The following is a 15,315-nucleotide window of genomic DNA, read 5'->3' as shown; positions in this document are numbered from 1 at the left end:
GAACGCTCTCACTTGCTGTGGCGCGGGTCGATCCAGCCGACATGACCATCGTCGCGGCGATAGACGACGTTGACCCCGCCGTGTTTCTCGTTGCGGAAGACGAGCAGCGGCTTCGAGGCCAGCTCCATCTGCATCACCGCTTCGCCGACCGAGATCGTGGGGACGCGGGTCTCCATCTCGGCAACGATGACGGGCGCGAGGCTGTCGCCCTCGGCTTCCTCTTCATCCGAGGCGAGCACATACAGATCCGCGGCGTCGAATTCAACCGGTTGCGAACGGCCCGAGTGGTGGTCCTTCAGGCGGCGCTTGTGGCGGCGCAGCTGCTTGTCCATCTTCTCGCGGCACGAATCGAAGGCGGCATAGACCTCGGTCGCATGGCCGGTCGCCGAAGCGGTCAGGCCGGTCGACAGATGCACCGTCGCCTCGCAGAGGTATTCATGCGCATTGCGGGAAAACACGACGGTCGCGTCGGTCGGGCGTTGCATGTATTTGTCCACGACCTCGCCGAGCTCGGCCTTCACATGGGACTGCAGCGCTTCCCCAACGTCGAGCTGTTTGCCGCTGATCTGGTAACGCATGGTTTCTCCTTCACTTCAGTGTCCCGCACCCGGCATGACACATCCGGGTTTCGGGCTGGTTAAACTCTTGGGCAAGCCGGGAAACTTGCGTGGACACACGGCCGCAGAGGGGCCGAAAACGAAGCGGCGCTGGCACTCTGGCTAGGGGGCGGTGTGCACGCATTTTGTCTATTTGGGAACGGATCGGCCGGGGTGTCAACGGGTCAACTTCGCTGCAGTGCAGAGGATCACTGGATGCGGAAGTTCTCGCCGAGATAGACCCGGCGGACATTCTCGTCGCGCACGACCTCCTCGGTGCGGCCCGACATCAGCACCCTGCCGTCGTGCAGGATATAGGCGCGATCGACGATCTCCAGCGTCTCGCGCACGTTGTGGTCGGTGATCAGCACGCCGATGCCGCGTTCTTTCAGATGCGCGACGAGGGTGCGGATCTCGCCCACGGCGATCGGGTCGACGCCCGCAAAGGGTTCGTCGAGCAAGAGATATTTCGGATCGGCGGCCAGGCAGCGGGCGATTTCGACGCGCCGCCGTTCGCCACCCGAAAGCGCGAGCGCGGGCGCCTGACGCAGATGCGCGATCGAGAAATCGCCGAGCAGCTCCTCGAGTCGTTCGCGCCGGCGATGCGGCTCCACCACCGCGATCTCGAGCACCGCCATGATGTTCTGCTCGACCGTGAGGCCGCGGAAGATCGAGGCCTCCTGCGGCAGATAACCGATGCCGAGACGCGCGCGGCGATACATCGGCAGGCCGGTCGCATCATGCCCCTCGATCGAGACCTCGCCCGAGTCGGGGGAGATCAGCCCGGCGATCGCGTAGAAACAGGTGGTCTTGCCCGAACCGTTCGGACCGAGAAGCGCCACCACCTCGCCGCGTTCGAGATGCAGCGAGACGTCGCGCAGCACGAGGCGCTTGCGATAGCTCTTGCGCAGGTTGGTGACGCGCAGACCACCGCCCGCGCCGGCCGGGGAAAGGCCAAGCGCCACATCCGGGTCGATGTCGGTCATTTCTGCGTCTCCGGCTGCAGCACGGTGCGCACGCGGCCATCCATCTGGCCGGTGCCGCTCGCCAGATCGACGGTGAGCTTCTGCCCGGCCATCACGTTCTTGCCCTGGGTGAGCAGCACGTCGCCGGTCATCACCACCTTGCCCGCGGTGACGTCGTAATCGGCGACCTTCGACTCGGCCGCCTCGGTGGCGGAAACGAGGGTCACCCCCCCGCTTGCGTGCAGCGTGTCGATCTTCGACTTGTCGGTCTTGCCATAGGCGACATCGACCTGCGCCGCCTTGAGCCGCATCTCGCCCTGCACGATCAGCACATTGCCGGTGAAGGTCGCGGTGCCGTCGGTCTGGTTCACCGAAAGACTGTCGGAGGTGACCTCGACGGGCAGCTTCGTGTCGGTTTTCAGCCCGCCGAAAGCCACCTGCTGCTGCGCCACGGAGGCAAGCGGCGCAAGGCTCAGGCAGATCGCAAGGGCGGCAAGGGTCGGGCGCATCACTTCCTCATCATTGCGGCTGATATATCAGCTTCACGCCGCCGTTGAAAACCAGATCATAGGCGGCATCGGGGGCAGGGCGGCTGAGCTCCATGCTGCCCGATGTGATCGTGCCGAAGGGGCCGTCGCCATCGACCTGCCCGGGCGCGGTGATCTTCGCGCGATCGGTGGTCATGTCGATCTTGGCGGTCTTCATCCGATAGCCGGTCGAGGTTTGCAGCGCGACACCGTCGCTCAGCCGGATCAGCCCCGAGGTCGGGTCGAGCACGCCGGCCTTCGCCGTCATGTCGACGACGAGCCCCGATTTCGCCTCGAGCTTGCCGATCACGTCCTCGGCGCTCGCGCCCTGCAACCCGTCCGTGCCCGGTTTCGCCGTCTTCGCCCGCACGGTGAGCGAGGAGCCGTCATCGGTCACGCCGGAATATTCCGGCGCGGTCAGGCGCTGTTCGCGCGCCATCGTGGCGACATCGACCTTGGCATAAAGGCTGGCCTGCGTCGGGTCGGTCCGGCCCGAGAACAGGAAGAGCGTCGACAACAGCGCCAGCGCGGCCAGCGGCAGGGCGATCTTCGCCCAGGCCACCAGCAGCGAATGGCGGTTGTCATAGCTCATCAGACCACCCCGGCGCGCAGGCAGTCGTGGATATGGAGGATGCCGACCGGCTTCGCCCCCTCGACCGCAAAGAGGCAGGTGATCTTGCGCTCGTTCATCACGGCGACGGCGGCCTCGGCCAGCACGCCGGGCGCGATCGTGCGCGGGTTGCGCGTCATCACCTCGGCGGCGCTGTGCGAGAGCAGCCCGTCCATGTGGCGCCGCAGGTCGCCGTCGGTGACGATGCCGGTCAGGTTGCCCGCCGCATCGGTCACGCCGACGACGCCAAAGCCCTTGCGCGAGATCTCGAGCAGCGCCTCGGGCATCGGCGTGTCCTCGCGCACGAGCGGCATGTCGGTGTGCATCAGGTCGGAGACCTTCGAGAGCTTCGCGCCGAGCTTGCCGCCCGGGTGGAAGGTGCGGAACATCTCGGGGGTGAACTGACGATGTTCCATCAGCGCGACGGCGAGCGCATCGCCCAGCGCGAGCGTCATCGTCGTCGAGGTGGTGGGCACCACGCCCGAACCGCAGGCCTCCGCTGCCTGCGGCAGCACCAGCGCCACATCCGCCTGCCGCAGAAGCGTCGACTCGGGCCGCGAGGCGACGCCGATCAGCGGAATGCGAAAGCGGCGGGTATGCGCGATGAGATCGGCAAGTTCGGGCGTCTCGCCGGAATTCGAGAGCACCAGCGCCACGTCGTCACGGGTGACCATGCCAAGATCGCCGTGGCTCGCCTCGGCGGGGTGGACGAATTGCGCGGGCGTCCCGGTCGAGGCGAGTGTCGCCGCGATCTTGCGCGCGATATGGCCCGACTTGCCCATGCCCGAGACGATGACGCGGCCGCGAGCGCCAAGGATCGCCTCGACCGCCTGCGCGAAACTCGCGTCAAGGCCCGCGGCCAGCGCCGCGAGTCCCTCCGCCTCGATCGTGATGACCCGGCGGGCGGTCTCGACGTAGGTCTTCGCCTCAGTGGTGGAAGATGTCATTCGGCTCCTCCCACCCCATCAGGTCGAGCTTCGCCCGCGCCGGCAGGAAATCGAAACAGGCCTGTGCCAGCTCGGTGCGATCCTCGCGCGCAAGGCGTTTCACCAGTTCCGCCTTCAGCGCATGAAGGTAAAGCACGTCGGAGGCGGCATAATCGAGCTGCGCCGGCGTCAGTTCCGCGGCGCCCCAGTCGGAGGTCTGCTGCTGCTTCGAGACGTCGACGCCGACCAGCTCCTGCAGCAGGTATTTCAGCCCGTGGCGATCGGTGAAGGTCCGCACCATCTTCGAGGCGATCTTGGTGCAGAACACCGGCGCCGTGGTCACGCCGAAAGCGTTGTACAGCGCGGCAATGTCGAAGCGGGCGAAATGGAACAGCTTTTCGACCTTCGGGTCAGCGAGCATCGCGCAAAGCCGCGGCGCCTCGGTCTGACCCTTGGCGATCTTCACCAGATGCGCCGAGCCATCGCCCGAGGAAAGCTGCACGAGGCAAAGCCGGTCGCGCCGCGGATCGAGCCCCATGGTTTCGGTGTCGATCGCCACGACCGGGCCAAGATCGAGCCCCTCGGGAAGATCGTTCTGATGCAGATGGATGGCCACGGCGCGCCCTTTCGTCAGGTTTCGCCGGAGATATAGGCGGTTTGTCCGGCCATTGCCACGCCCCTTGACGCACAGGCACCGGGCGCCGGCGGATCGGCGCGGCCCGGTGCCCCCGGCGCGGGGATCATCTGCCCGGAATGTCCAGAAACCGGGTCTCGCCCCCGGCGATGAGCGCGGCGGAAAGCGGGCCGCCGGCATAGGCGCCGGTGTCGATCGAGATCACGCCGTTCTGGATGCGGGGGGTGGGCACGACGACATGGCCATGCACGACCCAGAGCCCGTCGGTGCGGGCACGCTGGCCGAAATCGGCATGGCCCCAGCTCAGCGCCGCGGGCACCTGCTGCGAGATCGGGCGCCAGGGATCGGCCCCGGCATGGCTCACCGCGACATTGCCCGACACGATCAGCCGCGGCAGCCCGCGCAGCCAGGTCTCCCCCTCGGAGCCGAGCGCCGCACGCAGCGCGTCGCGCGCCGCCACCAGCCGCTCCGGCGCGGCCGATGGCGTCACCCCGCCGATGCCGAAGCTCGCCAGCGTCTGCAGCCCGCCATTGCGCAGCCAGCGCGTCCCCTCGCGCTCGGGCGCCTCGAGAAAACGCAAAAGCATCTCCTCGTGATTGCCGAGGATCACCTCGATCTCGCGCTCCCGCACCGCCGCCAGCACCTCGGCGCTGTGTTCGCCGCGGTCGATCAGGTCGCCGACACAGATCACCCGCGCCCCCGGCGCCTCCTGTGCAAGCCGGTCGAGCAATCGCACGAAGGGCTCCGCCATGCCATGCACGTCGCCGATCACCGCCAGGGGCTGTTCCGGCGCGGGGGGCGGAAAGGCCCGCTCGGGCGCGGGAGGGGCGGAGGTGGAGCGCCCCCTCTGGAGCAGTTTCAATCGCAACATGGCATCCTTGTCCGCTCGTCTCGGCCCGATCACGACATGCGAAGGGGCGCGGCCGGTTCAATGTGGCATGGCAAAAGCCTCTGCCGCCATCCCGTGGCGCGCGCTCCGAAAGGTTTCCCGGGGCCGCGCCGCGCAATCGGTCGGGGTATTTGCCGCATTATGCATCATCTGGCGCATTTTTGTCATCGGCAAGGGCCGCGCGCGCAGATGCGCCTGGCCCGGCGCGGATCCATCGGCAAAAAAAAGACGAAGGCCGCGCAACTTGCGTTGCGCGGCCTTTCGCGAAGCGATGGTGCCCAGAAGAGGACTCGAACCTCCACGCCTTGCGGCACACGGACCTGAACCGTGCGCGTCTACCAATTCCGCCACCTGGGCACGGTGTCGTGGGGGGCGATGTATAGGGGGGCGCGGGGGCTGTCAACGGGGGTTGCGAGAAAATCTTCACGCCGGCCTCCGAAATGCGCTAGCCCCTTGTTCCGAAGCGCTTACGGCGCTAATCAGGGTGCGACTTTTTGCTGCGAGGAGCCGAAGCCGATGTCGAAGCTGGTCACGATCTATGGCGGTTCGGGATTCGTGGGGCGCTACATCGCCCGGCGGATGGCGAAGGAAGGCTGGCGCGTGCGGATCGCCGTGCGGCGCCCGAACGAGGCTCTCTTCACCAAGCCCTATGGCGCCGTCGGCCAGGTCGAACCGGTGCTGTGCAACATCCGTGACGACGCCTCGGTGCGTGCGGCGATGAAGGGCGCGGATGCGGTGGTGAACTGCGTCGGCATCCTGCTCGAACAGTCGAAGAACACTTTCGACGCGGTGCAGGTCGAGGGCGCGGCCCGGATCGCCAAGCTCGCCGCCGCCGAAGGGGTCGAGACCCTCGTCCATCTCTCGGCGATCGGCGCCGACCCGGAAAGCGACAGCGCCTATGCCCGCACCAAGGGGCTGGGCGAGCGTGCGGTGCTCAAGGCCTTCCCGAAGGCGATGATCCTGCGCCCCTCGATCCTGTTCGGCACCGAGGACCACTTCTTCAACAAGTTCGCCGGCATGGCGAAGCTGAGCTGGGTGCTGCCGATCTCGGGCGGCAAGACGCTGTTCCAGCCGGTCTATGTCGATGACGTCGCCGCCGCCGCGGTGAAGGGTGTTCTGGGCGAGGCGCAGGGCGTCTACGAGCTCGGCGGCCCCGATGTCGACAGCTTCAAGGGGCTGATGGGCCGCATGCTCGAGGTGATCGGGCGCCGGCGTCTCGTCGTCAGCCTGCCGCGCTTTGCCGCGCTGCTCGTCGGTCTTGCCGGCGATATCGTGCAATTCCTCTCGGGTGGCCTGATCGCGAACAAGATCCTGACCTGGGATCAGGTGAAGATGCTGGCGAAGGACAATGTCGTTGCGCCGGATGCGAAGGGTTTCGCCGATCTCGGCATCACCCCGACGCCGATGGGCGCGGTGCTGCCGGACTATCTCTGGCGCTTCCGCGTGCATGGCCAGTACGAGACGATGCAGGCCTCGGCGAAGAACCTGCGCAAAATCTGATCTGATCCGGCCGGGGCGGCCCGGCCCTGCGGGGAGAGAACGGATTGTCCTATCTCAACGACGTGCTCCTCGGTGTGATCGAGGGGATCACCGAGTTCCTTCCGATCTCCAGCACCGGGCACCTGCTGCTTGCCGAGCACTGGCTCGGTGCGCGGTCGGACACCTACAACATCGTGATCCAGGCCGGCGCGATCCTCGCCGTGACGCTGATCTACTGGCGCCGGCTGGTGGATCTGGCGCTCGGCTGGCGTGAGGCGGAGAATCGCGACTATCTGATCAAGCTGGCGATCGCCTTCGGCATCACCGCGGTGCTCGGCCTCATCGTGAAGAAGCTTGGCTTCGAGCTGCCCGAAACGGTCACTCCGATCGCCTGGGCGCTGGTGATCGGCGGCTTCTGGATCATCGGGGCGGAGGCGCTGGCCGCGCGGCTGCCCGACAGCGCCACGATCACGCTGCGCGTCGCGATCGCCGTCGGCCTCGCGCAGATCGTCGCCGGGATCTTCCCGGGCACCTCGCGTTCCGGCGCGACGATCTTCGCGGCGATGCTGCTGGGCACGTCGAATCGCGCGGCTGCAACCGAATTCGCCTTTCTCGTCGGGATTCCGACGATGTATGCGGCGAGCGGCTACGAATTGCTCAAGCAGGTCAAGGACGGCACCGGGGGCGAGGACTGGACCGCGCTCGCCATTGCCTTCGTGGTCTCGATGGCGACTGCCTTCGTTGCGGTCAAATGGCTCCTCGGTTTCATCCGAACGCATCGTTTCACGGCATTTGCCGTTTATCGCATCGTTTTCGGGGCCTTTCTGCTTGCCCTTGCACAGGCCGGAATCGTGAACTGAGGCAGACGAATCACCCCGCGTTTTCAGGGCGAGATCGCCTCTGATCCGGATCTGGCGGGGTATAGGTAACAGATGCTGACGCTTTTTCGGGGAATTTACCGTGATCAGCGCGGCACTCGGCCTATTTTTCCGCCTTTTTGGTCAGCAATACTGACTTTTAATTTTTCACGGGGCGTTGTAATCAGGCGCACCCGGATCTTGCCCATTGGGAGGCGCAGCCATGGCTCAGCAACGCATGCTCAAATTCGTCCACACGGCGAAGGAGATGCCCGAGAAGCGTGACGCAACCGTGCGCGCGCAGGATTTCCACGAGATCTACCGCGAATTCGCCGAGACCAAGGCCGCCGAACAGGCGAGCCGCTGCTCGCAATGCGGCGTGCCCTACTGCCACGCGCATTGCCCGCTGCACAACAACATCCCCGACTGGCTGCGCCTGACCGCGGAGGGCCGCCTGCAGGAGGCCTATGAGATCAGCCAGGCGACGAACACCTTCCCCGAGATCTGCGGCCGGATCTGCCCGCAGGACCGTCTCTGCGAGGGGAACTGCGTGATCGAGCAGTCGGGTCACGGCACCGTCACCATCGGCGCGATCGAGAAATACATCACCGACACCGCCTGGGACATGGGCTGGGTGAAGCCGGTGAAACCCGCCCAGGAGCGGACGGAAAGCGTCGCGATCATCGGCGCCGGCCCCGGCGGCCTTGCCGCGGCCGATGCGCTGCGCCGCGCGGGCGTGAAGGTCACGGTCTACGAGCGCCACGACCGTGCCGGCGGGCTGCTGACCTATGGCATCCCGGGCTTCAAGCTGGAAAAAGACATCGTGATGAGCCGCGTGAAGCAGCTCGAGGAGGGCGGCGTCGATTTCGTGCTGAACTGCAACGTCGGCACCGACATCACTTTCGACGCGATCCGCGGCAAGCATGACGCGGTGCTGATCGCGACCGGCGTCTACAAGACGCGCGAGCTGACCGATCCGGGCGCGGATGCGGCGGGCATCGTGCGCTCGATCGACTATCTCACCGCCTCGAACAAGAAGAGCTTCGGCGACGACGTGCCGGAATTCGAGGACGGCACGCTGAACGCCGAAGGCAAGCGCGTCGTCGTGATCGGCGGCGGCGATACCGCGATGGACTGCGTGCGCACCGCGATCCGCCAGGGCGCGGCCTCGGTCAAGTGCCTCTACCGCCGCGACCGGGCGAACATGCCGGGCTCGCAGCGCGAGGTGAAGAACGCCGAGGAAGAGGGCGTCGAATTCGTCTGGATGGCGGCGCCGAAGGGCTTTGCCGGCAATCCGGTGGCGAAGGTGACGGTGCAGCGCATGAAGCTTGGCGCGCCGGATGCCTCGGGCCGTCAGTCGCCCGAGCCGATCGAGGGCGGTCTCTATGACGAAGAGGCCGATCTGGTGATCAAGGCGCTCGGCTTCGAGCCCGAGGATCTGCCGAAGCTCTGGGGCGTCGACGCGCTCGAGACCACGCGCTGGGGCACGGTGAAGGCCGATTTCGGCACCCATGCGACCTCGCTGCCCGGCGTCTATGCCGTGGGCGACATCGTGCGCGGCGCCTCGCTCGTCGTCTGGGCGATCCGCGACGGCCGCGAGGCAGGGGCCGAGATCCTCAAATATCTCGACGGGGCCGCGCGCGTCGCGGCGGAATAAGACGGTTCGGACGGGGCGCGCGCCGCCCCGCCCGGCTTCCAGCAATCAGGGACATCAGGCGATGCGCGGGCATCTGGCAGGTTTCGTGACGATCGGGGGGCTCTGCGCTGCCCTCTCCGCGCATGCCGAGCCGGTATTCGCCCCGCCTTCGGGTTGCACGCTGAACCTGACCGTGCAGATGCACGAATGTCAGGTGGCGAACTACTACACCTGCGCCGGGGATCCCGCCGGCGATCAGTGGGTCTCGCTCGCCGATGGTTCGGGGGAATATTTCCTCAGCCGCGTCGACCGCGAGACGCGCTGGGTCGAAAGCGTCAGCCTGAGCGACGGCGAGATCGACACGCTCGACGCCGCCGGTTCGGTCGACAACGCCTCCTTCAGCGATCTGCTTGCCACCGGACGCGACGATTACGACTTCGTCACCCGCTCGAACATGGGCACGGTGCGCCGCTTCATCGGCCATGACCAGCTCACCGGCGAGGCGGTGACGATCGACGGCGTCGCGCTCGAACGCTGTGCCTTCGAGATGCGGATCGAGGATGGCGAGGGCAATTACATCGGCACCCGCAAGGGGATGCAGTATATCAGCCGCACCCAGCGCGTGTTCTTCGCCGATACCGAGGAATACGAGAACGCCTATGGCGACAGCTCCTCCTCCGCGCAGGGGCCGGTGACCTTTTCCTTCCCGGGCGGGAAGGGCTTTGCCGCCACCCGGCCGCAATACGACTGCGACATGATGATGACGCAGCTCGAAGAGGGCGCGCGATGATCGACGTGCGCGACATCACCTGCGATCCGCCGCTGCACCTGAGCTTTTCGCCCGGGCGCTCGAAGCGGCTCGTGATCTCGCTGGCCGGGGTCGGCACCAATCGCCGGCAGGTGCCGCCGGTGGAATTCGCCCGCATCGCGCATTGGAACGGCGAGAACAACGTCCTCTATGTCTCCGACGAGAGCCGCAGCTGGATGAACGGGCCCGGCATCGCCGATTTCGTCGTCGAGGCGGCGAAGGCCACCGCGCAGGAGATCGGCGCCGAGGAAATCTGCGCCATCGGCAATTCGATGGGCGGGACCGCGGCGCTGATCCTCGCGGCGCTGATGCCGATCGACCATGTCGTCGCGATCGCGCCGCAGTTCTCGGTGAAACCCGGTGTCGTGCCCGAGGAAGACCGCTGGATGTATTTCCGCAAGCGGATCACCGACTGGCCCTTTCCCGAAGTGCCCGACCTGCGTGACACTGACAGCGAGGTCACGATCCTGCACGGTGGCAGCGACGATGAGCTCGCGCATGCGCGGCGCTTCCCCGACGATGCGGGCTACTGGCATTACATCTTTCCGCGGCACGGCCACACCCTTGCCCGCGGTCTGCACGAGGCCGGGCTTCTCGCCCCGATCGTGACGATGTCCATCCTGGGCAGAACTCTTCGCGCGCGACGTGCCGTCCGCGCCGCAGACGGCATCAGCCGCCGGAAATACGACCGAATGCACACCATCCCACTCTCCGAGGAGGCACTGTGATGACGAAATACGACGAAGCCTGGGTTGCCGCCGAGGAAGCCAAGCGCAAGTGGATGGAGGAGCATTCGCTCTACAAGGCGGATGACGAAAAGGCCTCCTGCGGCGTCGGCCTCGTGGTCTCGCTCGATGGCAAGGCCTCGCGCCGGGTCGTCGAGAACGGGATCGAGGCGCTGAAGGCGATCTGGCACCGCGGCGCGGTCGATGCCGACGGCAAGACCGGCGACGGCGCGGGCATCCATGTGCAGATCCCGGTGCCCTTCTTTTACGACCAGGTGCGCCGCACCGGTCACGAGCCCGACCACGGCAAGCTGATCGCCGTGGGTCAGGTCTTCCTGCCGCGCACGGACTTTGGCGCGCAGGAGCGCTGCCGCACGATCGTCGAGAGCGAAGTGCTGCGGATGGGCCATTACATCTACGGCTGGCGCCATGTCCCGGTGAACACCGAGGTGCTGGGCGAAAAGGCCAATGCGACGCGCCCCGAGATCGAGCAGATCCTGATCCGCTGCGAGAAGGACATTGACGACGAGACCTTCGAGCGCGAGCTTTACGTCATCCGCCGCCGCATCGAGAAGGCGGCGATCGCGGCGCAGATCTCCGGGCTCTACATCTGCTCGCTCAGCTGCCGCTCGATCATCTACAAGGGGATGATGCTCGCCGAGCAGGTCGCCGAATTCTATCCCGACCTGAAGGACGAGCGCTTCGCCTCGGCCTTCGCGATCTATCACCAGCGCTATTCCACCAACACCTTCCCGCAGTGGTGGCTGGCGCAGCCCTTCCGCATGCTCGCCCACAACGGCGAGATCAACACGCTCAAGGGCAACGTCAACTGGATGAAGTCGCACGAGATCCGCATGGCCTCGACCGCCTTCGGCGAGGCGGCGGAAGACATCAAGCCGATCATCCCGGCGGGCGCCTCCGACTCGGGCGCGCTTGACGCGGTGTTCGAGGTGATGGTCCGCGGCGGCCGTTCGGCGCCGATGACGAAGACGATGCTGGTGCCCGAGGCCTGGTCGAAGGCGACGACCGACATGCCGAAGAAGTGGCAGGACATGTATGCCTATTGCAACTCGGTGATGGAGCCCTGGGACGGCCCGGCGGCGCTGGCCATGACCGATGGCAAATGGGTCTGCGGCGGTCTCGACCGCAACGGCCTGCGCCCGATGCGCTATGTCGTCACCGCCGATGGCATGCTGATCGCGGGCTCGGAGGCCGGCATGGTCCCGGTCGACGAGATGAACGTGCGCGAGAAGGGCGCGCTTGGGCCGGGGCAGATGATCGCCGTCGACATGCGCGAGGGCAAGCTCTACCACGACAAGGAGATCAAGGATCGCCTCGCCAACAGCCAGCCCTTCGGCGACTGGGTGGAGAAGGTCGTCGACCTCAACGCGATCATGCGCGACGTGCCGGAGAAGAACCTCTTCGCGGGCGCCGAGCTGCGCAAGCGGCAGATCGCTGCGGGCTATTCGGTCGAGGAGCTCGAGCAGATCCTGGCGCCGATGGCCGAGGACGGCAAGGAAGCGATTGCCTCGATGGGCGACGACACGCCGCCCGCGGTTCTGTCCAAGCAGTATCGTCCGCTGAGCCATTTCTTCCGGCAGAACTTCTCCCAGGTGACCAACCCGCCGATCGACTCCTTGCGCGAAAGCCGGGTGATGTCGCTGAAAACGCGGTTCGGCAACCTCAAGAACGTGCTCGACGAGGACAGCTCGCAGACCGAGATCCTGATCCTCGAAAGCCCGTTCATCGCGAATGCGGAATATGAGGAGATGCTGAAGGTCTTCGGCGCCTCGGTGGCCCTGATCGACTGCACCTTCCCGGCCGGGGCCTCGCCCGAGGCGCTGCGCGAGGGGCTGGAACGGATCCGCGCCGAGGCGGAGGATGCGGTGCGTTCGGGCGCGCTGCACCTCGTGCTGACGGATGAGAAGCAGGGCGCCGAGAAGGTCGCGATGCCGATGATCCTGGCGACCAGCGCGGTGCACAGCTGGCTGACGAAGAAGGGGCTGCGCACCTTCACCTCGGTCAACGTGCGCTCGGCCGAGTGCATCGACAGCCATTATTTCGCGGTGCTGATCGGCGCCGGCGCGACGACGGTGAACCCCTATCTCGCCCAGGACAGCATCGCCGACCGGATCGAGCGCGGGTTGCTTACCGGCTCGCTCGTCGACAACATGCGCCGCTATCGCGATGCGATCGACGCCGGTCTGCTCAAGATCATGGCGAAGATGGGGATCTCGATCATCTCCTCCTATCGCGGCGGTCTGAACTTCGAGGCGGTCGGTCTGAGCCGCGCGATGGTGGCGGAATATTTCCCCGGCATGCATTCGCGCATCTCCGGCATCGGCCTGCACGGCATCCAGCACAAGCTGGAGCAGGTGCATGCCAAGGGCTGGCTGGGTGGGCAGGACGTTCTGCCGATCGGTGGCTTCTACAAGGCGCGCCGCACCGGCGAGAAACACGCCTGGGAAGCGCAGACGATGCACCTGCTGCAATCGGCCTGCGACCGGGCGAGCTATGACCTGTGGAAGCAGTATTCGCAGCTGATGCGGGCCAATCCGCCGATCCACATCCGCGACCTCTTGGACATCAAGTCGCTCGGCAAGCCGGTGCCGATCGAGGAGGTCGAATCGATCACCTCGATCCGCAAGCGCTTCGTCACCCCCGGCATGTCGCTCGGCGCGCTCGGGCCGGAGGCGCACAAGACGCTGAACGTCGCGATGAACCGCATCGGCGCCAAATCCGACAGCGGCGAGGGCGGCGAGGATCCGGCGCATTTCGTGCCGGAGCCCAACGGCGACAACCCCTCGGCGAAGATCAAGCAGGTGGCTTCGGGGCGTTTCGGTGTGACCGCCGAATACCTCAACCACTGCGAGGAGCTGGAGATCAAGGTCGCGCAGGGCGCCAAGCCCGGCGAGGGCGGTCAGCTGCCCGGGATGAAGGTGACCGAGCTGATCGCGCGTCTGCGGCACTCGACCAAGGGCGTGACGCTGATCTCGCCGCCGCCGCATCACGACATCTACTCGATCGAAGACCTCGCGCAGCTGATCTACGACCTCAAGCAGATCAACCCGCGCGCGAAGATCACCGTGAAGCTGGTGGCGTCCTCGGGCGTCGGCACGATTGCCGCAGGTGTGGCGAAGGCGAAGGCCGACGTGATCCTGATCTCGGGCCACAACGGCGGCACGGGCGCTTCGCCCGCGACCTCGATCAAATATGCCGGTCTGCCGTGGGAGATGGGCCTGACCGAGGCGCATCAGGTTCTGGCGATGAACAAGCTGCGTGACCGCGTCACGCTGCGCACCGACGGCGGTCTGCGCACCGGCCGCGACATCGTGATGGCGGCGATGATGGGGGCCGAGGAATACGGCATCGGCACCGCGGCGCTGATCGCGATGGGCTGCATCATGGTGCGTCAGTGCCAGTCGAACACCTGCCCGGTGGGCGTCTGCACGCAGGATCCGGTGCTGCGTGCGAAGTTCCACGGCTCGGCGGACAAGGTGGTGAACCTGATCACCTTCTACGCGCAGGAAGTTCGCGAGATCCTCGCCTCGATCGGCGCGCGCTCGATGGATGAGATCATCGGTCGGGCCGATCTGCTGACCCAGGTCAGCCGCGGCTCGGCGCATCTCGATGACCTCGACCTGAACCCGCTGCTCATCACCGTCGATGGCTGGGACAAGATCGTCTACGACCGCTCGAAGCCGCGCAACTACGTCCCCGATACGCTCGACGCCGAGATCATCAAGGACGGGCACCGCTTCTTCGAGGACGGCGAGAAGATGCAGCTCAGCTACGCGGTGCGCAACACGCTGCGCACGATCGGCACGCGGGCGTCGAGCCATATCGTCAAGAACTTCGGCATGCGCAACGCGCTGCAGCCCGATCATCTGACGGTGCGGCTCACCGGCTCCTGCGGGCAGTCGCTCGGCGCCTTCGCGGCCCCGGGGCTGAAGCTCGAGGTCGCGGGCGACGCCAACGACTATGTGGGCAAGGGGCTCTCGGGTGGCACGATCGTGGTGCGCCCGCCGATGTCCTCGCCGCTCATCGCCTCGGAGAACACGATCGTCGGCAACACCGTGCTTTACGGCGCGACCGATGGCTATCTCTTCGCGGCGGGTCGTGCGGGCGAGCGCTTCGCGGTGCGCAACTCCGGCGCGAAGGTCGTGGTCGAGGGCTGCGGCTCGAACGGTTGCGAATACATGACCGGCGGCGTCGCGGTGATCCTTGGCCGGATCGGCGCGAACTTTGGCGCGGGCATGACCGGCGGCATGGCCTATCTCTACGACCCGGAAGCGGTGGCCGAGGATTACATGAACCTCGAAAGCCTGGTGACCTGTGCGGTGAGCCACCCGCATTGGGAAGCGCAGCTCAAGGGTCTGATCGAGCGCCATGTGAAGGAAACCGGTTCGCGCAAGGCGGAGGACATCCTGCAGAACTGGGAGGCGGAACGCGCCAACTTCCTGCAGGTGTGCCCGAAGGAGATGCTGGTGCATCTGCCGCATCCGCTCAGCGACGAGGCGCAGGCGATGCCCGCCGAGTGAGCGCGGCATCCGAATGAAACAGGGGGGCAGGGTCGCAAGATCCTGCCCCTACGTCATTTACCCATGTTTGGGCATGAAATGGCCCGGTTTTGACCTGATTTCCCCGCGAGGTTGGAAACAAT

At 66.2% G+C, this 15,315-nt stretch carries 13 protein-coding genes and 1 tRNA gene; 6 read left to right on the top strand and 8 right to left on the bottom strand.

What is annotated here, in order from left to right; genetic code table 11:
- Positions 1-8: 8 nt before the first annotated feature.
- The 8 genes from hpf to AB7U46_RS00340 form a co-directional block, all read right to left on the bottom strand.
- A complete protein-coding gene (gene hpf / locus AB7U46_RS00375; protein ID WP_428334940.1) occupies positions 9-578 on the bottom strand; it encodes a ribosome hibernation-promoting factor, HPF/YfiA family in 570 nt (189 codons plus the stop codon).
- Positions 579-805: 227 nt separating this feature from the next.
- Positions 806-1,582 (bottom strand): LPS export ABC transporter ATP-binding protein, encoded by a 777-nt coding sequence (lptB, locus tag AB7U46_RS00370; protein ID WP_428334939.1) that lies wholly within the window; start codon positions 1,580-1,582, stop codon positions 806-808.
- Entirely contained in the window at positions 1,579-2,070 is a 492-nt protein-coding gene (gene lptA, locus AB7U46_RS00365; protein ID WP_428334938.1) for a lipopolysaccharide transport periplasmic protein LptA, read from the bottom strand. The genes lptB and lptA overlap by 4 nt, the downstream gene beginning before the upstream one ends.
- A 10-nt stretch (positions 2,071-2,080) precedes the next feature.
- Positions 2,081-2,680 carry a hypothetical protein gene (locus AB7U46_RS00360; protein ID WP_428334937.1) on the bottom strand — a complete coding sequence of 200 codons (600 nt, stop codon included), beginning with the start codon at positions 2,678-2,680 and terminating at the stop codon, positions 2,081-2,083.
- Positions 2,680-3,645, bottom strand: a complete 966-nt coding sequence (locus AB7U46_RS00355; RefSeq protein ID WP_428334936.1) for a KpsF/GutQ family sugar-phosphate isomerase — start codon at positions 3,643-3,645, stop codon at positions 2,680-2,682. The genes AB7U46_RS00360 and AB7U46_RS00355 overlap by 1 nt, the downstream gene beginning before the upstream one ends.
- Positions 3,626-4,240: a ribonuclease D gene (locus AB7U46_RS00350; RefSeq protein ID WP_428334935.1), complete on the bottom strand. Its 615-nt coding sequence runs from the start codon at positions 4,238-4,240 to the stop codon at positions 3,626-3,628. Before AB7U46_RS00350 ends, AB7U46_RS00355 begins: the two co-directional genes overlap by 20 nt.
- A 124-nt stretch (positions 4,241-4,364) precedes the next feature.
- Complete coding sequence (locus AB7U46_RS00345) at positions 4,365-5,129, bottom strand: metallophosphoesterase (RefSeq protein ID WP_428334934.1); 765 nt, start codon at positions 5,127-5,129, stop codon at positions 4,365-4,367.
- 290 nt (positions 5,130-5,419) lie between these two features.
- Positions 5,420-5,504: transfer RNA gene (locus AB7U46_RS00340), tRNA-Leu, on the bottom strand.
- Between the two features lie 159 nt (positions 5,505-5,663).
- Between AB7U46_RS00340 and AB7U46_RS00335 the strand changes: the two genes are divergently transcribed.
- The 6 genes from AB7U46_RS00335 (at position 5,664) to gltB (ending at position 15,193) form a co-directional block, all read left to right on the top strand.
- Positions 5,664-6,647, top strand: a complete 984-nt coding sequence (locus tag AB7U46_RS00335) for a complex I NDUFA9 subunit family protein (RefSeq protein ID WP_428334933.1) — start codon at positions 5,664-5,666, stop codon at positions 6,645-6,647.
- Positions 6,648-6,691: 44 nt separating this feature from the next.
- Complete coding sequence (locus tag AB7U46_RS00330) at positions 6,692-7,486, top strand: undecaprenyl-diphosphate phosphatase (RefSeq protein ID WP_428334932.1); 795 nt, start codon at positions 6,692-6,694, stop codon at positions 7,484-7,486.
- A 220-nt stretch (positions 7,487-7,706) separates the two neighbouring features.
- Positions 7,707-9,140, top strand: coding sequence for an NAD(P)-dependent oxidoreductase (locus tag AB7U46_RS00325; protein WP_428334931.1), 1,434 nt, complete (start codon positions 7,707-7,709; stop codon positions 9,138-9,140).
- A gap of 61 nt (positions 9,141-9,201) precedes the next feature.
- Complete coding sequence (locus tag AB7U46_RS00320; protein ID WP_428334930.1) at positions 9,202-9,909, top strand: hypothetical protein; 708 nt, start codon at positions 9,202-9,204, stop codon at positions 9,907-9,909.
- Entirely contained in the window at positions 9,906-10,655 is a 750-nt protein-coding gene (locus AB7U46_RS00315) for a hypothetical protein (RefSeq protein ID WP_428334929.1), read from the top strand. Before AB7U46_RS00320 ends, AB7U46_RS00315 begins: the two co-directional genes overlap by 4 nt.
- The gene (gene gltB, locus AB7U46_RS00310; protein WP_428334928.1) at positions 10,655-15,193 is read left to right on the top strand and encodes a glutamate synthase large subunit; all 4,539 of its coding nucleotides are present in this window, start codon (positions 10,655-10,657) and stop codon (positions 15,191-15,193) included. Before AB7U46_RS00315 ends, gltB begins: the two co-directional genes overlap by 1 nt.
- Positions 15,194-15,315: the final 122 nt, after the last annotated feature.

The organism is Paenirhodobacter sp. (genome assembly GCF_050177655.1).
Lineage (GTDB): Bacteria > Pseudomonadota > Alphaproteobacteria > Rhodobacterales > Rhodobacteraceae > Rhodobacter.
Note: the sequence above shows the minus strand (reverse complement) of the source record. Positions and strands in the feature narration are given on the sequence as shown.

Excerpts from the sequence above, each read along its gene's own strand:
- AB7U46_RS00325 (WP_428334931.1), top strand. The coding sequence starts at position 7,707 with ATGGCTCAGCAACGCATGCTCAAATTCGTCCACACGGCGAAGGAGATG.
- AB7U46_RS00335 (WP_428334933.1), top strand. The coding sequence starts at position 5,664 with ATGTCGAAGCTGGTCACGATCTATGGCGGTTCGGGATTCGTGGGGCGC.
- AB7U46_RS00345 (WP_428334934.1), bottom strand. The coding sequence starts at position 5,129 with ATGTTGCGATTGAAACTGCTCCAGAGGGGGCGCTCCACCTCCGCCCCT.
- AB7U46_RS00320 (WP_428334930.1), top strand. The coding sequence starts at position 9,202 with ATGCGCGGGCATCTGGCAGGTTTCGTGACGATCGGGGGGCTCTGCGCT.
- gltB (WP_428334928.1), top strand. The coding sequence starts at position 10,655 with ATGACGAAATACGACGAAGCCTGGGTTGCCGCCGAGGAAGCCAAGCGC.
- AB7U46_RS00360 (WP_428334937.1), bottom strand. The coding sequence starts at position 2,680 with ATGAGCTATGACAACCGCCATTCGCTGCTGGTGGCCTGGGCGAAGATC.
- lptA (WP_428334938.1), bottom strand. The coding sequence starts at position 2,070 with ATGCGCCCGACCCTTGCCGCCCTTGCGATCTGCCTGAGCCTTGCGCCG.
- AB7U46_RS00315 (WP_428334929.1), top strand. The coding sequence starts at position 9,906 with ATGATCGACGTGCGCGACATCACCTGCGATCCGCCGCTGCACCTGAGC.
- AB7U46_RS00355 (WP_428334936.1), bottom strand. The coding sequence starts at position 3,645 with ATGACATCTTCCACCACTGAGGCGAAGACCTACGTCGAGACCGCCCGC.
- hpf (WP_428334940.1), bottom strand. The coding sequence starts at position 578 with ATGCGTTACCAGATCAGCGGCAAACAGCTCGACGTTGGGGAAGCGCTG.
- lptB (WP_428334939.1), bottom strand. The coding sequence starts at position 1,582 with ATGACCGACATCGACCCGGATGTGGCGCTTGGCCTTTCCCCGGCCGGC.